Consider the following 15215-nt stretch of genomic DNA (forward strand, 5'->3'; position numbering starts at 1 on the left):
AACGGAATGTTTACTGGGATCATCACCGATATCGGCACAATTATCGAGTTGGAGCAGCAGGGCGATCTGCGTGCACGCATCCGGACAGGCTATGAAACATCCGGCATAGATATTGGTGCGTCGATCGCCAGCGACGGGGTTTGCCTGACCGTCATTGCGCTGGGTGATGACTGGTACGATGTTCAGATCAGCGCCGAGACCGTTTCCAAAACCAATCTGGACGGCTGGAAGGTGGGCTCAAGGGTCAACCTTGAACGGGCCTTGAAGGTGGGTGACGAATTGGGTGGCCATATCGTATCGGGACACGTGGATGGCGTCGCAGAGATCGTCGCCATGGCCGAAGAAGGTGACAGCACCCGCGTGACCCTGCGCGCGCCCAACGATTTGGCGCGCTTCATCGCGCCAAAGGGCTCGGTTGCTCTGAACGGCACTTCGCTTACGGTCAACGATGTCGACGGGTGCGATTTCGGGATCAACTTCATTCCTCATACCAAAGAGGTGACGACCTGGGGCGCGGCCAAGGTCGGAGATCGGGTCAATCTGGAAATCGACACGTTGGCCCGGTATGTGGCCCGATTGGCCGAAGTTTCGTGATCGCCAGCAAAGAAATTGCGTCGCGTTAGGTACGGCCCACTTCGTTTGCGGACTGGCCTTTGCGCGCGCGCTGGTCTATCCCGCGATGCAACACCTGCTCTGTGAAAGGCTGCCCCATGAGCTTTGAAACACCCGGACCGGTCGAGGCCCAGCTGCGCGACGCGATCAGCCCGATCGAAGAGATCATCGAAGAGGCGCGCCAAGGCCGGATGTATATTCTGGTTGATCACGAGGATCGCGAGAACGAAGGTGACCTGGTGATCCCGGCGGAATTCGCCGATGCCGCAGCGATCAATTTCATGGCCACCCATGGCCGCGGGCTGATCTGCCTGCCGATGACGGCCGAGCGGATCGACCGTCTGGGCCTGCCGATGATGGCCGTGAATAACTCGTCGCGGCACGAAACCGCCTTTACCGTTTCGATCGAGGCGCGCGAAGGCGTCAGCACCGGGATCTCGGCCGCCGACCGGGCGCTGACCATCGCCACCGCGATCAACGAGCAGAACACCATGGCGCATCTGGCCACGCCCGGCCATGTCTTTCCGCTGCGCGCCAAGCGGGGCGGGGTGCTTGTGCGTGCCGGCCACACCGAGGCCGCCGTGGACATTTCGCGCCTGGCCGGGCTGAACCCCTCGGGCGTGATCTGCGAGATCATGAAGCCCGACGGCACCATGGCACGACTGCCCGATCTGGTCGAATTCGCCAAGGAGCATGGGCTGAAGATCGGCACAATCAGCGACCTGATCTCGTACCGCGCGCGCCACGACAATCTGGTGGTCGAGACCGCGCGCAGAACGGTCACGTCGGAATATGGCGGCGAGTGGGAGATGCGGATCTTCACCGATCAGACCCACGGGATCGAACATGTGGTGATGATAAAGGGCGACATCAGCACGCCCGAGCCGGTGCTGACCCGCACCCACGCGCTGCACGAGGCCTCGGACATTCTGGGTCTTGGTCCGAAATCGCCGCAAGAACTGCCGCGCGCGATGGAAAAGATCGCAGACGAAGGGCGCGGCGTGGTCTGCCTGTTCCGCAACCCGCGCAACTCGCTGTACGCGGCCGAGGACGAAGGACCGCGCACCATCAAGCAAACCGGTCTGGGCGCGCAGATCCTGTCCAAGATGGGCATCAAGGAACTGGTGTTGCTGACCGACTCGCCGCAGACGAAATACCTGGGTCTGGACGCCTTTGGCCTGTCCATCGTCGGGACCCGCTCGATTCTCAAGGATGACTGAGCATGGCTGAGCAAGACAAACACGGCGTTGTGCCGACTCCGAAATTCGATGACTCGGTCAAGCTGCTGATCGTCGTGGCCCCGTTCTATCGCGCCATCGCCGACGACCTGGTTCGCGGCGCCAAGGCCGAGATCGAGGCCGCCGGCGGCAACTGCGAGGTGGTCGAGGTGCCCGGCGCGCTCGAGATCCCGACCGCGATTGCCATGGCCGACCGCCAGTGCAACTTCGACGGCTATGTGGCGCTGGGCTGCGTGATCCGGGGCGAGACCACGCATTATGAAACCGTCTGCAACGATTCCAGCCGGGCGATCCAGTTGCTGGGCCTGCAGGGGCTTTGCATCGGCAACGGCATCCTGACGGTTGAAAATGCCGCGCAGGCCGAAGTGCGCGCGAATCCGGAAAAGATGAACAAAGGTGGCGGCGCGGCGGCTGCGGCCTTGCATCTGATCGCGCTCAGACGTAAGTGGGGCGCTTCGAAAAAGGGCGTCGGATTCAAGCCGCCGTCCGAGTCCATCCTCGTGGCGGGCGACAGCAACGGATCAACGACAGCATGACCCAGACAGACACGCCGAAACCGGCAAACCGGAAACGCCTGATGAAATCCGCCGCGCGGCTGTATGCCGTGCAGGCGCTGTTCCAGATGGAGCAGTCGGGCCAGACGACCGAGCAGGTGGTCAACGAGTTTCTGGATCACCGGTTCGGCGCGGTCTACGAGGGCGACGAGATGTTGGAAGGCGACAGCACGCTGTTTCGCAAGCTGGTGGATGATGCTGTGAACTATCAAGCGCCGATCGACCAGATGACCGACCGTGCGCTGGTGGCCAAGTGGCCGATCTCGCGCATCGACCCGACCCTGCGGGCACTGTTCCGCGCGGCCGGCGCCGAGCTGAGCCAGAGCGACACGCCGCCCAAGGTGGTCATCACCGAATTCGTCGACGTGGCGCGTGCCTTCTTCCCCGAAGGAAAAGAGCCGAAATTCGTCAACGCGGTACTGGATCACATGGCCCGCGAGGCCAAGCCCGAGGCGTTCTGACGCGCCACGGGCGATTTTACCCGGCATAAAATTGCGCTAGACTCCTGTCTTGTGAAGGAGGTGCGTCATGCCGAAACTGATCCGTCTTTACATCACCCAGGTCGCGCTCGGCTTTGTGATCTCGGCTGTGTTTGTCGCGGTGCTGCTGCTTTTGAACGTGGCCAACCTGCGTCACCTCATCACCGGGTCCGACATCGGCTTTATCGCGCTGATCATGATCTGGTTCATGAACGGGATCGTCTTTGCAGGCGTCCAATTCGCCTATGCGATCATGAGCATGGCCGAAAAGCCCAAAGGCCCGCGCGGGGGCACCCCGGTCGCGGTCAAGTTGGAGCCCGTGCGCGTTGAAGCGCGCCGGTCGTGATGGGCTAGGGCCGCTTTGCGCGTGTTTTGACCAATTTGTCGACAGCCACAGCACGTCTACTCGTGTACATTTTCTCGTGCAAAAAAAACCGACCTGTCGGGGGCGGGTGCTTAATTTTCCCGGGCTCAGGCCGAAGGATCCCCTCAACGGCGGTACTTCCCACTCGTCGGGTTTGAGGGCAATCCCCTGATCGGAAGGCGGCGGGACCACCAGGCAACCGTGCGGTTTTGATTCCCGAGGACCTGTATGTACAGGTGGGCGCCAGGTAAACGGGCCAGGACCCGAACAGAGCCAGCTCCCTCGGAATTGCTTAAGGCCACCGGAATGCTACCAGTCACGAGAAGGGCAGAACCCGCCAAGCGCCTAAGTAGGGCGCAACACTCAGTTGCACAAGGGGCATGCTCAACAGTTTTTGGTCTGGGTCGTGCGGAAGTTGATTGTAGGGGCAAATCTTGGGCATGCGGGCCGGGTCAGATCCGGGATGATGATCAAAACCTGCCAACTTGACAATTTGTTCACTAATTGTTCACACTCTGCGCATGACAGTTGAACTTCAGCCCGGACAAAGACTGGCCAGGGGTGTCTCTAGACACCTAGTGACGCACGGCTTTGTTTCGATTGAGGAATTCGTCCCGACCCGCGGGTTGCGCGTTGACGTCATGGGGTTGGGGCCAAAGGGCGAGCTTTGGGTGATCGAGTGCAAGTCCAGCCGGGCGGACTATATGTCCGATTCGAAGTGGCAGGGCTATCTGGATTGGTGCGACCGCTTCTTCTGGGCGGTGGACACGGACTTTCCCACCGAGCTGCTGCCCGCTGAAACCGGACTTATCATTGCGGATGCTTATGACGCCGAGATCATCCGCATGTCCCCCGAGACCAAGTTGGCCGGGGCAAGACGCAAAAAGATGATCCAGAAATTTGCCATGGACGCCGCGCGACGGTTGCACGGCCTGCGTGATCCGCGGCTTTGATTTCAGCCTTTGACGGCGCGTGCGGCTTGTGCTGCGGCGCGGATCTCGTCGGCGATTTCCTCGGCTTCTTCCGGGTCGAAATCCATGGGGATTTCCAGCTCGCCCGCCTCGATGAACAGGCGTACCATTCCATGGTCGGTCGGACCGATCTGAAGGTTCGCTTCGATGTCACGTTCGGTATTGATGCCCATTCTCGCCTCCGGGGACTGAGCGTTTCTGCTAGCCTGCAACGCAATGGGAATCAAGCGGAGTGTGTGGCCGATGCTGCAAGGGGACAATGCTGAGATCCGGCCGTTTCGCGAAGATGACCGCGATTGGCTGGTCGAGCGCCACGGAACACTTTACGCGCGGGATGAAGGATTTGACGAGAGCTTCGCTCCGCTGGTGGCCCGTATTCTGGACGAATTTGTCGCCGGGCATGATCCCCAACGCGAGAGGGGATGGATCGTTGAAAGTGACGGAAAGCGCCTTGGTAGTATTTTCTGTGTCGCGCAGGATGAAACTACCGCCAAACTGCGCCTTTTTTTGCTGGAACCCGACGCGCGGGGTAAGGGTCTTGGGGCGCGGCTTTTGATGACATGCATGGGTTTTGCGCGATCCGCGGGCTATGCGTCGATGGTCTTGTGGACCCACGAAAGCCACAGGGCTGCCTGCAAGCTGTACCAAGCGCATGGATGGCGCCTGACCGACAGCAAACCGGTTCATTCCTTCGGCGTCGATCTCATCGAACAAAGCTGGTCAATTCGACTTTAAGGCTCTTGCAATCCCCGAACGCGTTCGTTAAATCGCCCCTCACGAGTGCCGCCTTAGCTCAGTTGGTTAGAGCGCTGGATTGTGGATCCAGAGGTCCCCTGTTCAAGCCAGGGAGGCGGTACCATCTCCCCTCGACAAGACTGCTCGTCCGCCGCTTTTGACTGTGCGCTGTTTTTCCGTCAGTTGGGTTGGGATTAACGAGGTCGGCCGCAAGAGATTTGCGGTGTAACCGGCGGAACTAGTTTGGTTTTTACTGTTCTCCTCTACGCCGTAACCCGAAATTCTGGGATTATCTGAGAGGGCAATCGACTCCAGATGGAACCTGTCGTCTTCTTCCGTGGTGCCAAGGGCGCTTGCGTCTGAAGGTCCGGTGCGCGTGTAGCGGTGCACCAGTCGGCCCAGACATTCCCTCGCACTGAATTCGACCCTCGCAGCATGGCTGCGGTTTGTGTAAGAAGAAGGTCAAAGGCAGTTCGGGAACAGGCGTAAATGTCTCAGACCATTACCGTATTCACGACGATGAAAAACGAAGGCCCCTACATGCTGGAGTGGGTCGCATTTCATCGGACTTTGGGCGTCGATCACTTTGTGATCTTCACCAATGACTGTGAGGACGGTACCGACAGAATTGCACAACGGCTTGAGCAGATGGGTTTGGCATCCCACGTCCCGAATGCTGTGCCTGCGGATGGAAACCCCCAGCACCAGATGCTCCGGCGGGCACGGCGACATCCCAAGGTCAAAGAAGCCGATTGGCTGATGTGCCTTGATGTCGATGAGTTTTGGAACATTCGATGCGGCGACAACAGCTTCGCGGCGTTGATTGATGCCATCGAACAGAAGGCAGGACAATCGGTGGACGCCATTTCGTTCGCATGGCGGTTGTTTGGGACGTCGGGCAATATCAGTTTTGACGACACGCCCGTGACGCGGTCATTTTGCATGGCCGATCAGGAGTTTCCCTATCATTCGGGTCGCGCATATGGTCTGAAAACGCTGTTTCGGAACAATGGCAAGTTCACTCGGTTCGGACCGCACAGACCCAAGGGCATTGAAGAGGGCAAAGAGGCCGAGGTCGCATGGTCGGACGCGGGTGGGAATCTGTTTCCGGCCCAGAACGTCCGTTGGCGCGCCTGGCGGAATTTCGATCATTCCTTCGGACGGCTCCATCATTATTCCGTTCGATCTCTGGATGGCTTTCTTATCAAGCGGGACCGGGGGCGGACCAACCACGTAAAGGTTGATCAGGGGCAATCCTACTGGTCGGACATGAATGCCAACAAGGTTCAGGACACCTCGATCCAGCCGATCGCCCAGCGTGCAGCACCGTTGCTTGACGAACTCAAATCGGATCCCGAACTGCGCGAATTGCACGAACAGGCCTGCGACTGGCACCGCGCCAAGATAGCCGAGATCAAGATGCGCCCCGATTGGGTGGAGTTCCGGTCTTGGCTGGCCGACAATCTGGTGTGACGGCCATGGCGGACGATCTGACCAAAGCGCAGCTGCAACCTGATCACCCGGATCGGAAGACCGGCTATGAACGCATTCTGACCGATCCGCCTCCGCCTTGGTTTGTCGAGATTTACCCCGGCGGGGGCGGGACGGGGTTTCTGCAAAAGCTCGACCGCCATTCGGTTATCTTCCACCAGCGTGACCCGGCGCGGCTGGTCATCAGTTTTGACAATATCGCAAATGCCAATGACCTGTCCTTTGCCCGCGAGCCGTGGGGCTGGAAATTTTTCCGGGACGAGGGGTGGTCCCATCTGGGCGTGATCGCCCGCACAAAGGCATGGTATCGCGACCCCGAAATCATCAGTTATTTCGAGGACAAGGCGCGCGAGGGGTTTTTTGACAAATTCGATCAGGTCGTGTTTGCCGGAGCGTCCATGGGAGGGTTCGCCGCGTTGACCTTCTCAGCACTGGTTCCGGGTGCGATCGTCATTGCTTTCAATCCTCAGACCACATTGGACGAGCGGCGGGTCCCCTGGGAAACTCGCTATCGGTTCGGCCGTGTCCAGGACTGGGATCTGCCGCTGAGCGACGCTGTCGAAACCGTTCAGGCCGCCGCCCGGGCCTATGTGTTTTACGACCCGTTCTTTGACTTGGACAGGCAACAGGTCACACGGCTGCAAGGCGGCAATGTCGTTCTTCTCAAAACCTGGTTCGCCAACCACTTCGCCGCACCCATGCTGCGGAAACTCAATCTTTTGAAGCCGGTGATGCAGCAGGCGATGCGTGGGACCCTGGAGCCGTCCGAGTACTACAAGATGATGCGTGCCCGCCGGAGATTGCCGATCTACATGCGCGGTATTGAAGCCGTGGGCGAAGAACGTCACCCAAAGCTGGTAACGGCCGCCCGCCAGCGGTTCCGGGCCATGCGCCGGGCTATGGCGGCAGGGGACGCGTCATGACGCCCAAACGGGGCGTGTTCATCGGCCAGCGCAAGGACCGCATGGGTGCCCGACTGCTGATGATGCTGACCTGCATACGCCTGGCCGAGGATTTTGACGCGGATTATCGGGTCAACTGGTTTCCACCGGGGGCCGATGCCCCCGAACTGGACAACCCGGAAGAGCTGTTCGATCCCGAATGGATCAAATCTCACTTTCTGGATCAAAAAACCCACGATCGGCTGTCGAAGAATGCGCTGCCGGTCTGGAGCTTTTTGGGCGACGCGACGCCCGATCGGCTGACGGCGCATCTGGCCGCTGGCCGCTCGGTCTTGGTCGAAGAGGGATTCGAGGTTCTTGCCTTTCCTTGGGAGGATATTGAGGCGATCCGCCCACGCTACCGCGAGTTCATTCACCGTATCGGGTTCACTCCGCAAATTCGGCACATCATGGAGCTTGCCGATGCAAGGCTCTCGAGGCAGGGCGTTTCTGCCTACCATATCCGGCGCGGTGACATCCTGAACGCGCTGCCCTGGAAGCACACCACCTGGCCGGCAAAGGTCGAGCCGGAAGAACTCTACGATATACATCTTTCCAAGAGGCTGGACCGGCCCGCGATCATGTTCTCGGACCAGCCCGAGCTGATTGCGCGGTTTCAAAAGCGTTATCCGAACCTGATGCAGATGTCCGACATTGCGGACCTGTCGGGAATGACCCGAGCGCAGCGCGACTTTCTCGAGCTTTTTGCGATGTCCCGGGCCGAGCAGGTGATCGCTCCGTTCATCTCGGCCTTTTCCATGGCAGCCGCACGGATATCGGGTCAGCAAAGACTGGTATTCCGAGATGTCCTGACCGAGGACGAACTGGACGAGGCGAACGAAAACGTCATCCGGCGCGTGGCGCAAGGCCCCGAGACGTTTCTAAACCCGTCCGAGGCCGCCCATGTTTATGCCAAGGCAGCGCAATATCTGTGCGCCCAGGATCGGTGCCAAGAGGCTTACGATCTGGGCCAGCCGATCCTCGATGCCGGAGCGGACAACGCTTTTCTGCCCCTGTTGCAGGCGTTGAACGCGTTTTACCTGGGCAAGTGGAAGGAAAGCGAGCAGCTGGCCCGGGACGGGTTGGAAAACCCGCATCTTTGGCCCGAAGATCACGCGGTTCTGACCGCATTGCGGGGGGCCATTCTTGGCGCCAGAAAGAAACGCTGGGCTGCCGGGCGTCACTTTGCAAAAGCGTTTTGGGCCAAGCCGTTGCGACCCGATGTTGTGGTTTTGGGTTCGCGCATGCTGTACCGCGACCAACTGCCCGTTCGACTGTTCCCGCCCGTGGATTGGGCCCTGCAGCGAAAGTTGCGCCAACGTCGGTTTCCGCCGTTCAACAACCTGTACCTTGTCCAGCACAAGGTGATCGTGAGGGCGCCCTGCAATTTCGACATGATCCTGCTTGATTGGTCCGATCTTTCGCTGGACCAGCGCGCCAGGCGGCTGCAGGACAGCGGTCCGCGCCTGCAAGCTTTGTGGGCCGGGCTGACTGCGATCGACGACGTGCCGGGACAGGACCCCGCTGTGGAAAGCCTGTCATCGTTGCTGCAATGGCGCATGGGCGAGGTTGCCGTCGAGACGACAATTGATGCCGCCCGGGACGTGGTTCTGCGGTGCCCTGACAACCCCTTGTACCACAAACGTCTTGCCGAGCTTTATGCGGATGCAGGGGACCGACGTCAGGCGCGATTGACTATGGCCGAGGCGCTGGCTTGTGACCCTGACAGCGCGTTTCTGGTTTTCGCGATGGGGCAACTCTTGGCGCGCATCGGCGCCGAAGAGCAGGCCGAGGCGCAGATCCTGCACGCGGCCGAGCTGGACGACATCACCGCCGCCATTCAAGGGGCCGCGGGTCAGATTTGCTTGAAGCGCGGCGAAAAACAGCGGGCGCAGGTGTTTCTGCAACGGGCCAAGGCGTTGTGTCCAACCTACAAACGTTTTTCCAACCAGCTCAAAAGGGCAGAGGGGTAACATGCGGGCCTTTCACGATATCCAGCACCATTCAGGGTCATCTGTGTGCAAACACGCCCAAGGTTTCGGCTTGGTCATCGCCTGCAATGGAATTATTCTGGCGGGCAAACACTGGTCTTGCGTGCCCGCGTCCGGCCTGCATGGCACCAAAAACTGAGGCAAAAATGGTCGATCAGCCCCCCCGCTTTGTCAGCGTTACCCCGATGAAGAACGAAGGCCCGTTCGTTCTGGAATGGGTCGCGCACAATCAGGCTATTGGCATCGACCAGATGGTGGTGATGACGAATGACTGCACGGACGGGTCGGATGCGCTGCTCGAGCGGCTCGACCAGCGCGGGGTTCTGATCCATGTGGACAACAATTCCCGCCGCGCAACAAGCCCTCAGAAACGCGCGTACAAACGCTTTTTTCAGATGGACATCGCGGGGCCTGAAGACTGGGTGATCGTGATCGACGCCGACGAGCAGATCAATGTAAAGACGGGTGACAACACGCTGAAATCATTGGTTGATGCCGTGCCGGATGCCAAGATGATTTCAATGACCTGGCGGTTGTTCGGCAATGCCGGAGTGGTTCAATACGAAGACAGGTTCCTGTCCGACCAATTCCGCCGTGCTGCCCCCGAGCGCAAACCCAGACCGGCGCAGGCATGGGGATTGAAGACGATGTTCCAGCGGCACTTGTGGGATGTGATCGGTGTTCACCGCCCCAAACGTCCGACGGTCGACCGCATGGAAGACTGCCACTGGTACAATGGTTCGGGCCAGCCAATGCCCGAGCGGTATTTTACAAGCAGTTGGCGGTCGGCGCGGGACTCGGTCGGATATGACCTTGTGCAGCTCAACCACTACGCTCTGAAGTCCTGCGAGAGCTACTTGGTCAAGAAAGTGCGGGGACGGGCTCATCACACGGGCGACAGCCTGGGCTTGGAGTACTGGAACATCATGAACCAGAATGCGGTGGTCGAGACATCGGTCGATGCGATTGCCGCGCGCAAGCGGGACTGTTTCGACGACCTGATGTCGGACCCCGAAACGGCCCGGCTGCACCGCCAGTCCTGCGAATTGCACCGCAAACAGATATCGGAACTGCTGGGCACGTCCGAGATGCAGGAGTTGATGCATCAGATGACCGCGCAGGCCGACGCCGTTACACGAAGCGCAACCTGATGCTGTGGTTGCATTTGGGGATGCCGAAGACAGGGACGACGGCATTGCAGTCCTATCTGCGCAACAATGCGTCGGCCTTGTCGGATTCCGGGCTCAGATACATGGAGGCCGGACGTCGCAGACCGGAAGGGGACGATCGCCCCAAGGTCAGCCATAATCTGTTGGCGTTCCACATGAACCAGTCCGCAGAACCAATGGACAAGTACCGTGAGGCCGTTGCGCGCGAGTACGAGGCACATGGCAGCAAGGCGTGTCTGATGTCGTCGGAAATGTTCTATTCGGCCGATCTGGAACGGCTTGCGCAGCTCTTCACCGAAATACCCGCACGCGAAATGCGTGTGGTGTTCTATTGCCGCCGCTACTCCGATTTCTTTGAGGCGGATTACAAGCAGCGGGCCAAAAATGGCCGTTTGCCAGCCGACGGTTCAGCCTTGATTCGGGACCGGCTGGCGAAGATCAAAGCCGAGCCTCACTCGGTTTCTTTTTCCGGCGCGGTTTCGCGAATCCGCAACGCGTTCCCGGGTGTAACGGTTGTGCCGGCACTCTATGACCGCGAGGAAATGTTGAATGGCAATATCGTCGATGACTTCCTGAACAAACTGGGCGTGTCGCGACCCGGAGGGGAGGTTGCCAGTGAGCCTGCCAATCCAACACTTTCCCGCGCTGCAAGTGAAGCCTTTGGCGTCGTCACGCGAGCCATCGGGCGCAAGCGCAGCCGCCAACTGCGTCGTCAGGTGCCCAAAGAACCCATCATGTTCCGGCACCATGACGTTCTGGAACCCGAGGAACGGGCATGGCTTGATACCTACTTGACCGAAGCCGACGAAGGATTTCGGGCTGAATTCTTTCCCGACCGGGACACTCTGTTCAAACCGGTCTGGCTGAGCCCGGACGAAGTCAGGTTTCGTCGTGATGCGCCGGACGAGATCGTTGCGTTCAAGCAGGCTGCAGAAATCGTGTTCAGAATGGCCTTGGGTGAATAGGCTGGCGGCGCCCAAGACTCAATCAAGCGAGATCTGCTGTCGTTGCTTCCCGGTGGTCTTGTCGAAGATCAGGATGCGGTTGTCATCGGTCACCACGGCGAACCAGTTGTTTCCGATGGTCACGGCTTGGGCCTTTGCACCGTCCGGCAGTTCGATCTGATCGGGCAGGGTGGGGGTCCGGTCGGATAGACGGATGACAATCAAGGCGAATGTCACTAGAACCCCGCCAATCATCACCGCGGTCAGCAGCATGACCATGCGGCGCAGAAGGCGCAACTGAGGCGTTTCCTGCGGTTCTTGGGGATCTGAAGGGACAGTCATGGGCACCCGGCAAATAGACTTCGTTATCGCGGACGCTCCGCCGCCCCGCCTTGATAAGGCGCTTTCGCGGGATGTGCCAGCAGGTGAAAGCCTGTCGCGTACCCGGCTCGCCCGGCTGATCGAAGAGGGCGCGGTTCTGGTCGACGGCAAGGTCGTGCTCGACGCCAAAGCCAAAGTGCCAGAAGGCGCCGTTGTGTCCATAACCGTCTCCGAAGCGGACGAGAGTCACATCGGGGCCGAGGACATTCCGCTGGACATCGTGCATGAAGACGCTGACCTGATCGTGATCAACAAGCCTGCGGGCATGGTCGTCCACCCGGCACCGGGGTCGCCTAACGGCACTTTGGTGAACGCCCTGCTGCACCACTGTGGCGAGGAATTGTCGGGGGTAGGCGGGGTCAAGCGGCCGGGCATCGTGCACCGGATCGACAAGGATACCAGCGGGTTGCTGGTGGTTGCCAAATCGGACGCCGCCCACCAGGGGCTGGCGGCCCAGTTCGAGGCGCACAGCGTCGAGCGATACTATCGCGCGGTCTGCTATGGCGTTCCGGATGCCAATGACCCGCGGCTGCGCGGTGTCAAAGGCGTGAGTTTTGAGCCCGGCAACGTGATGCGAATCACAACGCAACTGGCCCGGCACAAACATGATCGGCAGAAACAGGCGGTGTTTTTTCATGGCGGGCGCCATGCCGTGACACGTGCGCGCGTCGTTGACGTGTTCGGACAACCCGGCGCGGTATCATTGATCGAGTGCTGGCTGGAAACCGGACGCACCCACCAGATTCGGGTGCACATGGCACATGCGGGCCACGGCTTGGTGGGCGACCCGGTCTATGGCGGCAAGCGCAAACTGTCGGCCCGGTCGTTTGACGCAGACGCTGCGGAAGCGGTGCGTGCGTTCCCGCGCCAAGCCCTGCACGCGGCGGTCCTGGGCTTTGTTCATCCCGTCTCCGGCGAGGAAATGCGTTTTGAGGCAGCATTGCCGCAAGATATCGAGGCACTCATCTCGGTTCTGAAACAACCTGCAAAGTCTCGTGACTAAGACTTTCTTAGCTTTCCTTTATCGTTCCTTAATCCCAGACTGTTAACACCTGCTCTTGAATGGTCCTGAACGTGGCCCCATATCCATGTTAAGGGCGTAAACATTTGTCCAAGGGACGTGATACATGGCAAATTACAAAAATCTCCCCGTGCCTACGCCAGAAGGTGGGCTGAACCGGTATCTGCAGGAAATCCGCAAATTTCCCCTGCTGGAACCGGAAGAGGAGTACATGCTGGCCAAACGTTGGGTCGAAGAGCAGGACACCGAAGCGGCGCACAAGATGGTGACATCGCATCTGCGACTGGCCGCCAAGATCGCCATGGGCTATCGCGGCTATGGTTTGCCGCAGGCCGAGGTGATTTCCGAGGCCAATGTGGGCCTGATGCAAGCCGTCAAGCGGTTTGACCCGGAGAAAGGTTTCCGTCTGGCGACCTATGCGATGTGGTGGATCCGCGCCTCGATCCAGGAATACATCCTGAGATCCTGGTCGCTGGTGAAACTGGGCACCACCTCGGCGCAGAAAAAGCTGTTCTTCAACCTGCGCAAGGCGAAAGCACGGATTGGCGCGTTGGAGGAGGGCGACCTGCACCCGGACAATGTCAAGCGGATCGCCAATGACTTGGGCGTGACCGAAGAAGAGGTCATCAGCATGAACCGCCGCATGTCGGGTGGGGATGCGTCGCTGAACGCCACGGTCGGGTCCGAGGGCGAAGGCACCATGCAGTGGCAGGACTGGCTGGAAGACGAAGATGCCGACCAGGCCGGCGACTATGAGGCCCGCGAAGAGCTTGAGGTGCGCCGCGAGTTGCTGACCGAGGCACTGGACGTTCTGAATGACCGCGAAAAGGACATCCTGACCCAGCGCCGGTTGATGGATCAGCCCGTGACGCTCGAGGAACTGAGTACGCAGTACAATGTCAGCCGCGAACGCATCCGTCAAATCGAGGTGCGCGCCTTTGAAAAGCTGCAGAAAAAGATGCGTGAGTTGGCGCGTGAAAAGGGCATGCTGGCCACCACCTGATCACGGTAATCCGATGAACAAGCGGCCCGAGGAAACCCGGGCCGTTTTTTCGTCGTGTCCTACTGCAGTTGCTGGCTGAATACCCGTACCATGTTTTCGCCCATGACCTTGCGGATCTGCGCTTCGGTCAGGCCCTCGTCCAGCAAGGCCGAGGTCAGCGCCGCCAGTTCCGATGTGTCGAATGCGGTCTCGACCGAGCCGTCATAGTCGGACCCCAGTGCGACATGGTCTTCTCCGACCGTCTCGATGGCTGCCTTGATCATTTTGGCAATTCCCGCCGGGGCGATGTCGCCGCAAGTGACGTCGGCCCAATATCCCATCCCGATGACACCGCCGGTCGCGGCGATCTCCTTCATCAGGTCATCGGGATAGTTGCGCTTGACCGGGCAGAACCCGTGAAGACCGCCATGGCTGACGATCAGCGGCTCGTCGGTCATAGCCAGCACGTCGCGCGCCACTTGCGGGCTGGAATGAGCCAGGTCGATCACCACCGGGCGCTTGGCCAATTCGGCCACCACCTGCCGCCCGAATTCGGTCAGGCCCGTGTTCCCGGTGCCGTGAAGCGAGCCGCCCAGTTCGTTGTCAAAGAAATGCTGAAGCCCGAACACCCTGTGGCCCGCCTCGAATATCGGGTCGAGATTGGCCAGATCGCCCTCCAGCGGATGGGCGCCTTCGATCCCCAGAATGCCGCCCACGACCTTTTCGCCGCGCGCGCGGGCGTCGAGCACCGCATCCAGATCCGCGCGGGTCTTTATGACCTTGAGATGTCCGTTTGAGGCGGCCTCGAACCGGTGCAGTTTCTCGGCCTGATAAATCGCGCGTTCCTTCAGGCTGTCCCAGGTGCGCAGCGGCCAAAGCTGACCGATGGCCAGAAGGGTAATGTTGTCGAATGCCTCGGCCGAGTTTGCCTCGTAGTTCTGCCCGGCCGGTGATTTGGTCACTGCGGTGAACACCTGCAGGGCCACGTTGCCTTCGATCAGCCGGGGAATATCCACCTGGCCGCGGGTTCCGCGCTCGGTCAGGTCGCGGCTCCACAACAGCGGATCGGCATGCAGGTCGCCCACGATCAGGGTTTCGTGCAGAGCCGCGGCAGTGTCGGACACCGGATGTGGGTCGTGGTCGATCACGTTGTTGCGCGCGTTTTCGACATACGGCGGCACTACCACGAAAAATATCACTGCCCCGATGACGACCACAGCCGCCGTGAGGCCTGCCAGCCATTTCAGAAATCTTCTCACGTTAGTCCCTCCCGTTTGTCATACGCAGATTACGGGTGTCCCGCGAACAGAAAAGCCTGACTTGGCGTCGCTTGGCTGGTACA

Annotated in this window: 17 protein-coding genes and 1 tRNA gene; 15 read left to right on the top strand and 3 right to left on the bottom strand. The window is 59.9% G+C overall.

Annotated elements, in window-relative coordinates; genetic code table 11:
- The first annotated feature begins 6 nt into the window (after window positions 1–6).
- From ACR3EK_RS05880 to ACR3EK_RS05905, 6 genes are all read left to right on the top strand, one after another.
- A complete protein-coding gene (locus ACR3EK_RS05880) occupies window positions 7–594 on the top strand; it encodes a riboflavin synthase (RefSeq protein WP_480632915.1) in 588 nt (195 codons plus the stop codon).
- A 116-nt stretch (window positions 595–710) separates the two neighbouring features.
- Window positions 711–1832, top strand: a complete 1122-nt coding sequence (ribB, locus tag ACR3EK_RS05885) for a 3,4-dihydroxy-2-butanone-4-phosphate synthase (protein ID WP_480632916.1) — start codon at window positions 711–713, stop codon at window positions 1830–1832.
- Between the two features lie 2 nt (window positions 1833–1834).
- Entirely contained in the window at window positions 1835–2386 is a 552-nt protein-coding gene (locus tag ACR3EK_RS05890) for a 6,7-dimethyl-8-ribityllumazine synthase (protein WP_480632917.1), read from the top strand.
- Window positions 2383–2865 (top strand): transcription antitermination factor NusB, encoded by a 483-nt coding sequence (nusB, locus tag ACR3EK_RS05895; protein WP_149776798.1) that lies wholly within the window; start codon window positions 2383–2385, stop codon window positions 2863–2865. The genes ACR3EK_RS05890 and nusB overlap by 4 nt, the downstream gene beginning before the upstream one ends.
- Before the next feature lie 67 nt (window positions 2866–2932).
- The gene (locus ACR3EK_RS05900) at window positions 2933–3229 is read left to right on the top strand and encodes a hypothetical protein (protein WP_170339706.1); all 297 of its coding nucleotides are present in this window, start codon (window positions 2933–2935) and stop codon (window positions 3227–3229) included.
- 539 nt (window positions 3230–3768) lie between these two features.
- On the top strand, window positions 3769–4200 hold the full coding sequence (locus ACR3EK_RS05905) for an MmcB family DNA repair protein (RefSeq protein WP_170357518.1): 432 nt from the start codon (window positions 3769–3771) through the stop codon (window positions 4198–4200).
- Between the two features lie 2 nt (window positions 4201–4202).
- On the opposite strand, the gene ACR3EK_RS05910 is transcribed toward ACR3EK_RS05905, so the two are convergent.
- A complete protein-coding gene (locus ACR3EK_RS05910) occupies window positions 4203–4391 on the bottom strand; it encodes a DUF6324 family protein (protein WP_093961768.1) in 189 nt (62 codons plus the stop codon).
- Window positions 4392–4461: 70 nt separating this feature from the next.
- On the opposite strand from ACR3EK_RS05910, the gene ACR3EK_RS05915 reads away from it, so the two are divergent.
- From ACR3EK_RS05915 to ACR3EK_RS05945, 7 genes are all read left to right on the top strand, one after another.
- Window positions 4462–4953, top strand: a complete 492-nt coding sequence (locus ACR3EK_RS05915; protein WP_480632918.1) for a GNAT family N-acetyltransferase — start codon at window positions 4462–4464, stop codon at window positions 4951–4953.
- Between the two features lie 47 nt (window positions 4954–5000).
- Window positions 5001–5077: transfer RNA gene (locus tag ACR3EK_RS05920), tRNA-His, on the top strand.
- A gap of 365 nt (window positions 5078–5442) precedes the next feature.
- Window positions 5443–6426, top strand: a complete 984-nt coding sequence (locus tag ACR3EK_RS05925) for a glycosyltransferase family 2 protein (protein ID WP_480632919.1) — start codon at window positions 5443–5445, stop codon at window positions 6424–6426.
- A 5-nt stretch (window positions 6427–6431) separates the two neighbouring features.
- On the top strand, window positions 6432–7367 hold the full coding sequence (locus tag ACR3EK_RS05930; protein WP_480632920.1) for a hypothetical protein: 936 nt from the start codon (window positions 6432–6434) through the stop codon (window positions 7365–7367).
- The gene (locus tag ACR3EK_RS05935) at window positions 7364–9358 is read left to right on the top strand and encodes a tetratricopeptide repeat protein (protein WP_480632921.1); all 1995 of its coding nucleotides are present in this window, start codon (window positions 7364–7366) and stop codon (window positions 9356–9358) included. Before ACR3EK_RS05930 ends, ACR3EK_RS05935 begins: the two co-directional genes overlap by 4 nt.
- A gap of 164 nt (window positions 9359–9522) precedes the next feature.
- Entirely contained in the window at window positions 9523–10527 is a 1005-nt protein-coding gene (locus ACR3EK_RS05940) for a glycosyltransferase family 2 protein (RefSeq protein ID WP_480632922.1), read from the top strand.
- The gene (locus ACR3EK_RS05945) at window positions 10527–11510 is read left to right on the top strand and encodes a hypothetical protein (protein ID WP_480632923.1); all 984 of its coding nucleotides are present in this window, start codon (window positions 10527–10529) and stop codon (window positions 11508–11510) included. Before ACR3EK_RS05940 ends, ACR3EK_RS05945 begins: the two co-directional genes overlap by 1 nt.
- Window positions 11511–11528: 18 nt before the next feature.
- Here ACR3EK_RS05945 and ACR3EK_RS05950 read toward each other — a convergent pair whose 3' ends face one another.
- The gene (locus tag ACR3EK_RS05950; RefSeq protein ID WP_093961773.1) at window positions 11529–11831 is read right to left on the bottom strand and encodes a DUF6476 family protein; all 303 of its coding nucleotides are present in this window, start codon (window positions 11829–11831) and stop codon (window positions 11529–11531) included.
- Between ACR3EK_RS05950 and ACR3EK_RS05955 the strand changes: the two genes are divergently transcribed.
- Window positions 11830–12873, top strand: coding sequence for an RluA family pseudouridine synthase (locus ACR3EK_RS05955; protein WP_480632924.1), 1044 nt, complete (start codon window positions 11830–11832; stop codon window positions 12871–12873). The genes ACR3EK_RS05950 and ACR3EK_RS05955 overlap by 2 nt on opposite strands.
- 124 nt (window positions 12874–12997) lie before the next feature.
- The gene (gene rpoH / locus ACR3EK_RS05960) at window positions 12998–13894 is read left to right on the top strand and encodes an RNA polymerase sigma factor RpoH (RefSeq protein WP_480632925.1); all 897 of its coding nucleotides are present in this window, start codon (window positions 12998–13000) and stop codon (window positions 13892–13894) included.
- 59 nt (window positions 13895–13953) lie between these two features.
- Here rpoH and ACR3EK_RS05965 read toward each other — a convergent pair whose 3' ends face one another.
- Window positions 13954–15132 (bottom strand): dipeptidase, encoded by a 1179-nt coding sequence (locus ACR3EK_RS05965; protein WP_480632926.1) that lies wholly within the window; start codon window positions 15130–15132, stop codon window positions 13954–13956.
- Between the last annotated feature and the right edge of the window lie 83 nt (window positions 15133–15215).

Source organism: Ruegeria sp. BC8 (assembly GCF_056535705.1).

What these genes read in the sequence shown, in the direction of transcription:
- ACR3EK_RS05880 (WP_480632915.1), top strand. Translation starts at nt 7, where the DNA reads ATGTTTACTGGGATCATCACCGATATCGGCACAATTATCGAGTTGGAG.
- ribB (WP_480632916.1), top strand. Translation starts at nt 711, where the DNA reads ATGAGCTTTGAAACACCCGGACCGGTCGAGGCCCAGCTGCGCGACGCG.
- ACR3EK_RS05890 (WP_480632917.1), top strand. Translation starts at nt 1,835, where the DNA reads ATGGCTGAGCAAGACAAACACGGCGTTGTGCCGACTCCGAAATTCGAT.
- nusB (WP_149776798.1), top strand. Translation starts at nt 2,383, where the DNA reads ATGACCCAGACAGACACGCCGAAACCGGCAAACCGGAAACGCCTGATG.
- ACR3EK_RS05900 (WP_170339706.1), top strand. Translation starts at nt 2,933, where the DNA reads ATGCCGAAACTGATCCGTCTTTACATCACCCAGGTCGCGCTCGGCTTT.
- ACR3EK_RS05905 (WP_170357518.1), top strand. Translation starts at nt 3,769, where the DNA reads ATGACAGTTGAACTTCAGCCCGGACAAAGACTGGCCAGGGGTGTCTCT.
- ACR3EK_RS05910 (WP_093961768.1), bottom strand. Translation starts at nt 4,391, where the DNA reads ATGGGCATCAATACCGAACGTGACATCGAAGCGAACCTTCAGATCGGT.
- ACR3EK_RS05915 (WP_480632918.1), top strand. Translation starts at nt 4,462, where the DNA reads ATGCTGCAAGGGGACAATGCTGAGATCCGGCCGTTTCGCGAAGATGAC.
- ACR3EK_RS05925 (WP_480632919.1), top strand. Translation starts at nt 5,443, where the DNA reads ATGTCTCAGACCATTACCGTATTCACGACGATGAAAAACGAAGGCCCC.
- ACR3EK_RS05930 (WP_480632920.1), top strand. Translation starts at nt 6,432, where the DNA reads ATGGCGGACGATCTGACCAAAGCGCAGCTGCAACCTGATCACCCGGAT.
- ACR3EK_RS05935 (WP_480632921.1), top strand. Translation starts at nt 7,364, where the DNA reads ATGACGCCCAAACGGGGCGTGTTCATCGGCCAGCGCAAGGACCGCATG.
- ACR3EK_RS05940 (WP_480632922.1), top strand. Translation starts at nt 9,523, where the DNA reads ATGGTCGATCAGCCCCCCCGCTTTGTCAGCGTTACCCCGATGAAGAAC.
- ACR3EK_RS05945 (WP_480632923.1), top strand. Translation starts at nt 10,527, where the DNA reads ATGCTGTGGTTGCATTTGGGGATGCCGAAGACAGGGACGACGGCATTG.
- ACR3EK_RS05955 (WP_480632924.1), top strand. Translation starts at nt 11,830, where the DNA reads ATGGGCACCCGGCAAATAGACTTCGTTATCGCGGACGCTCCGCCGCCC.
- ACR3EK_RS05950 (WP_093961773.1), bottom strand. Translation starts at nt 11,831, where the DNA reads ATGACTGTCCCTTCAGATCCCCAAGAACCGCAGGAAACGCCTCAGTTG.
- rpoH (WP_480632925.1), top strand. Translation starts at nt 12,998, where the DNA reads ATGGCAAATTACAAAAATCTCCCCGTGCCTACGCCAGAAGGTGGGCTG.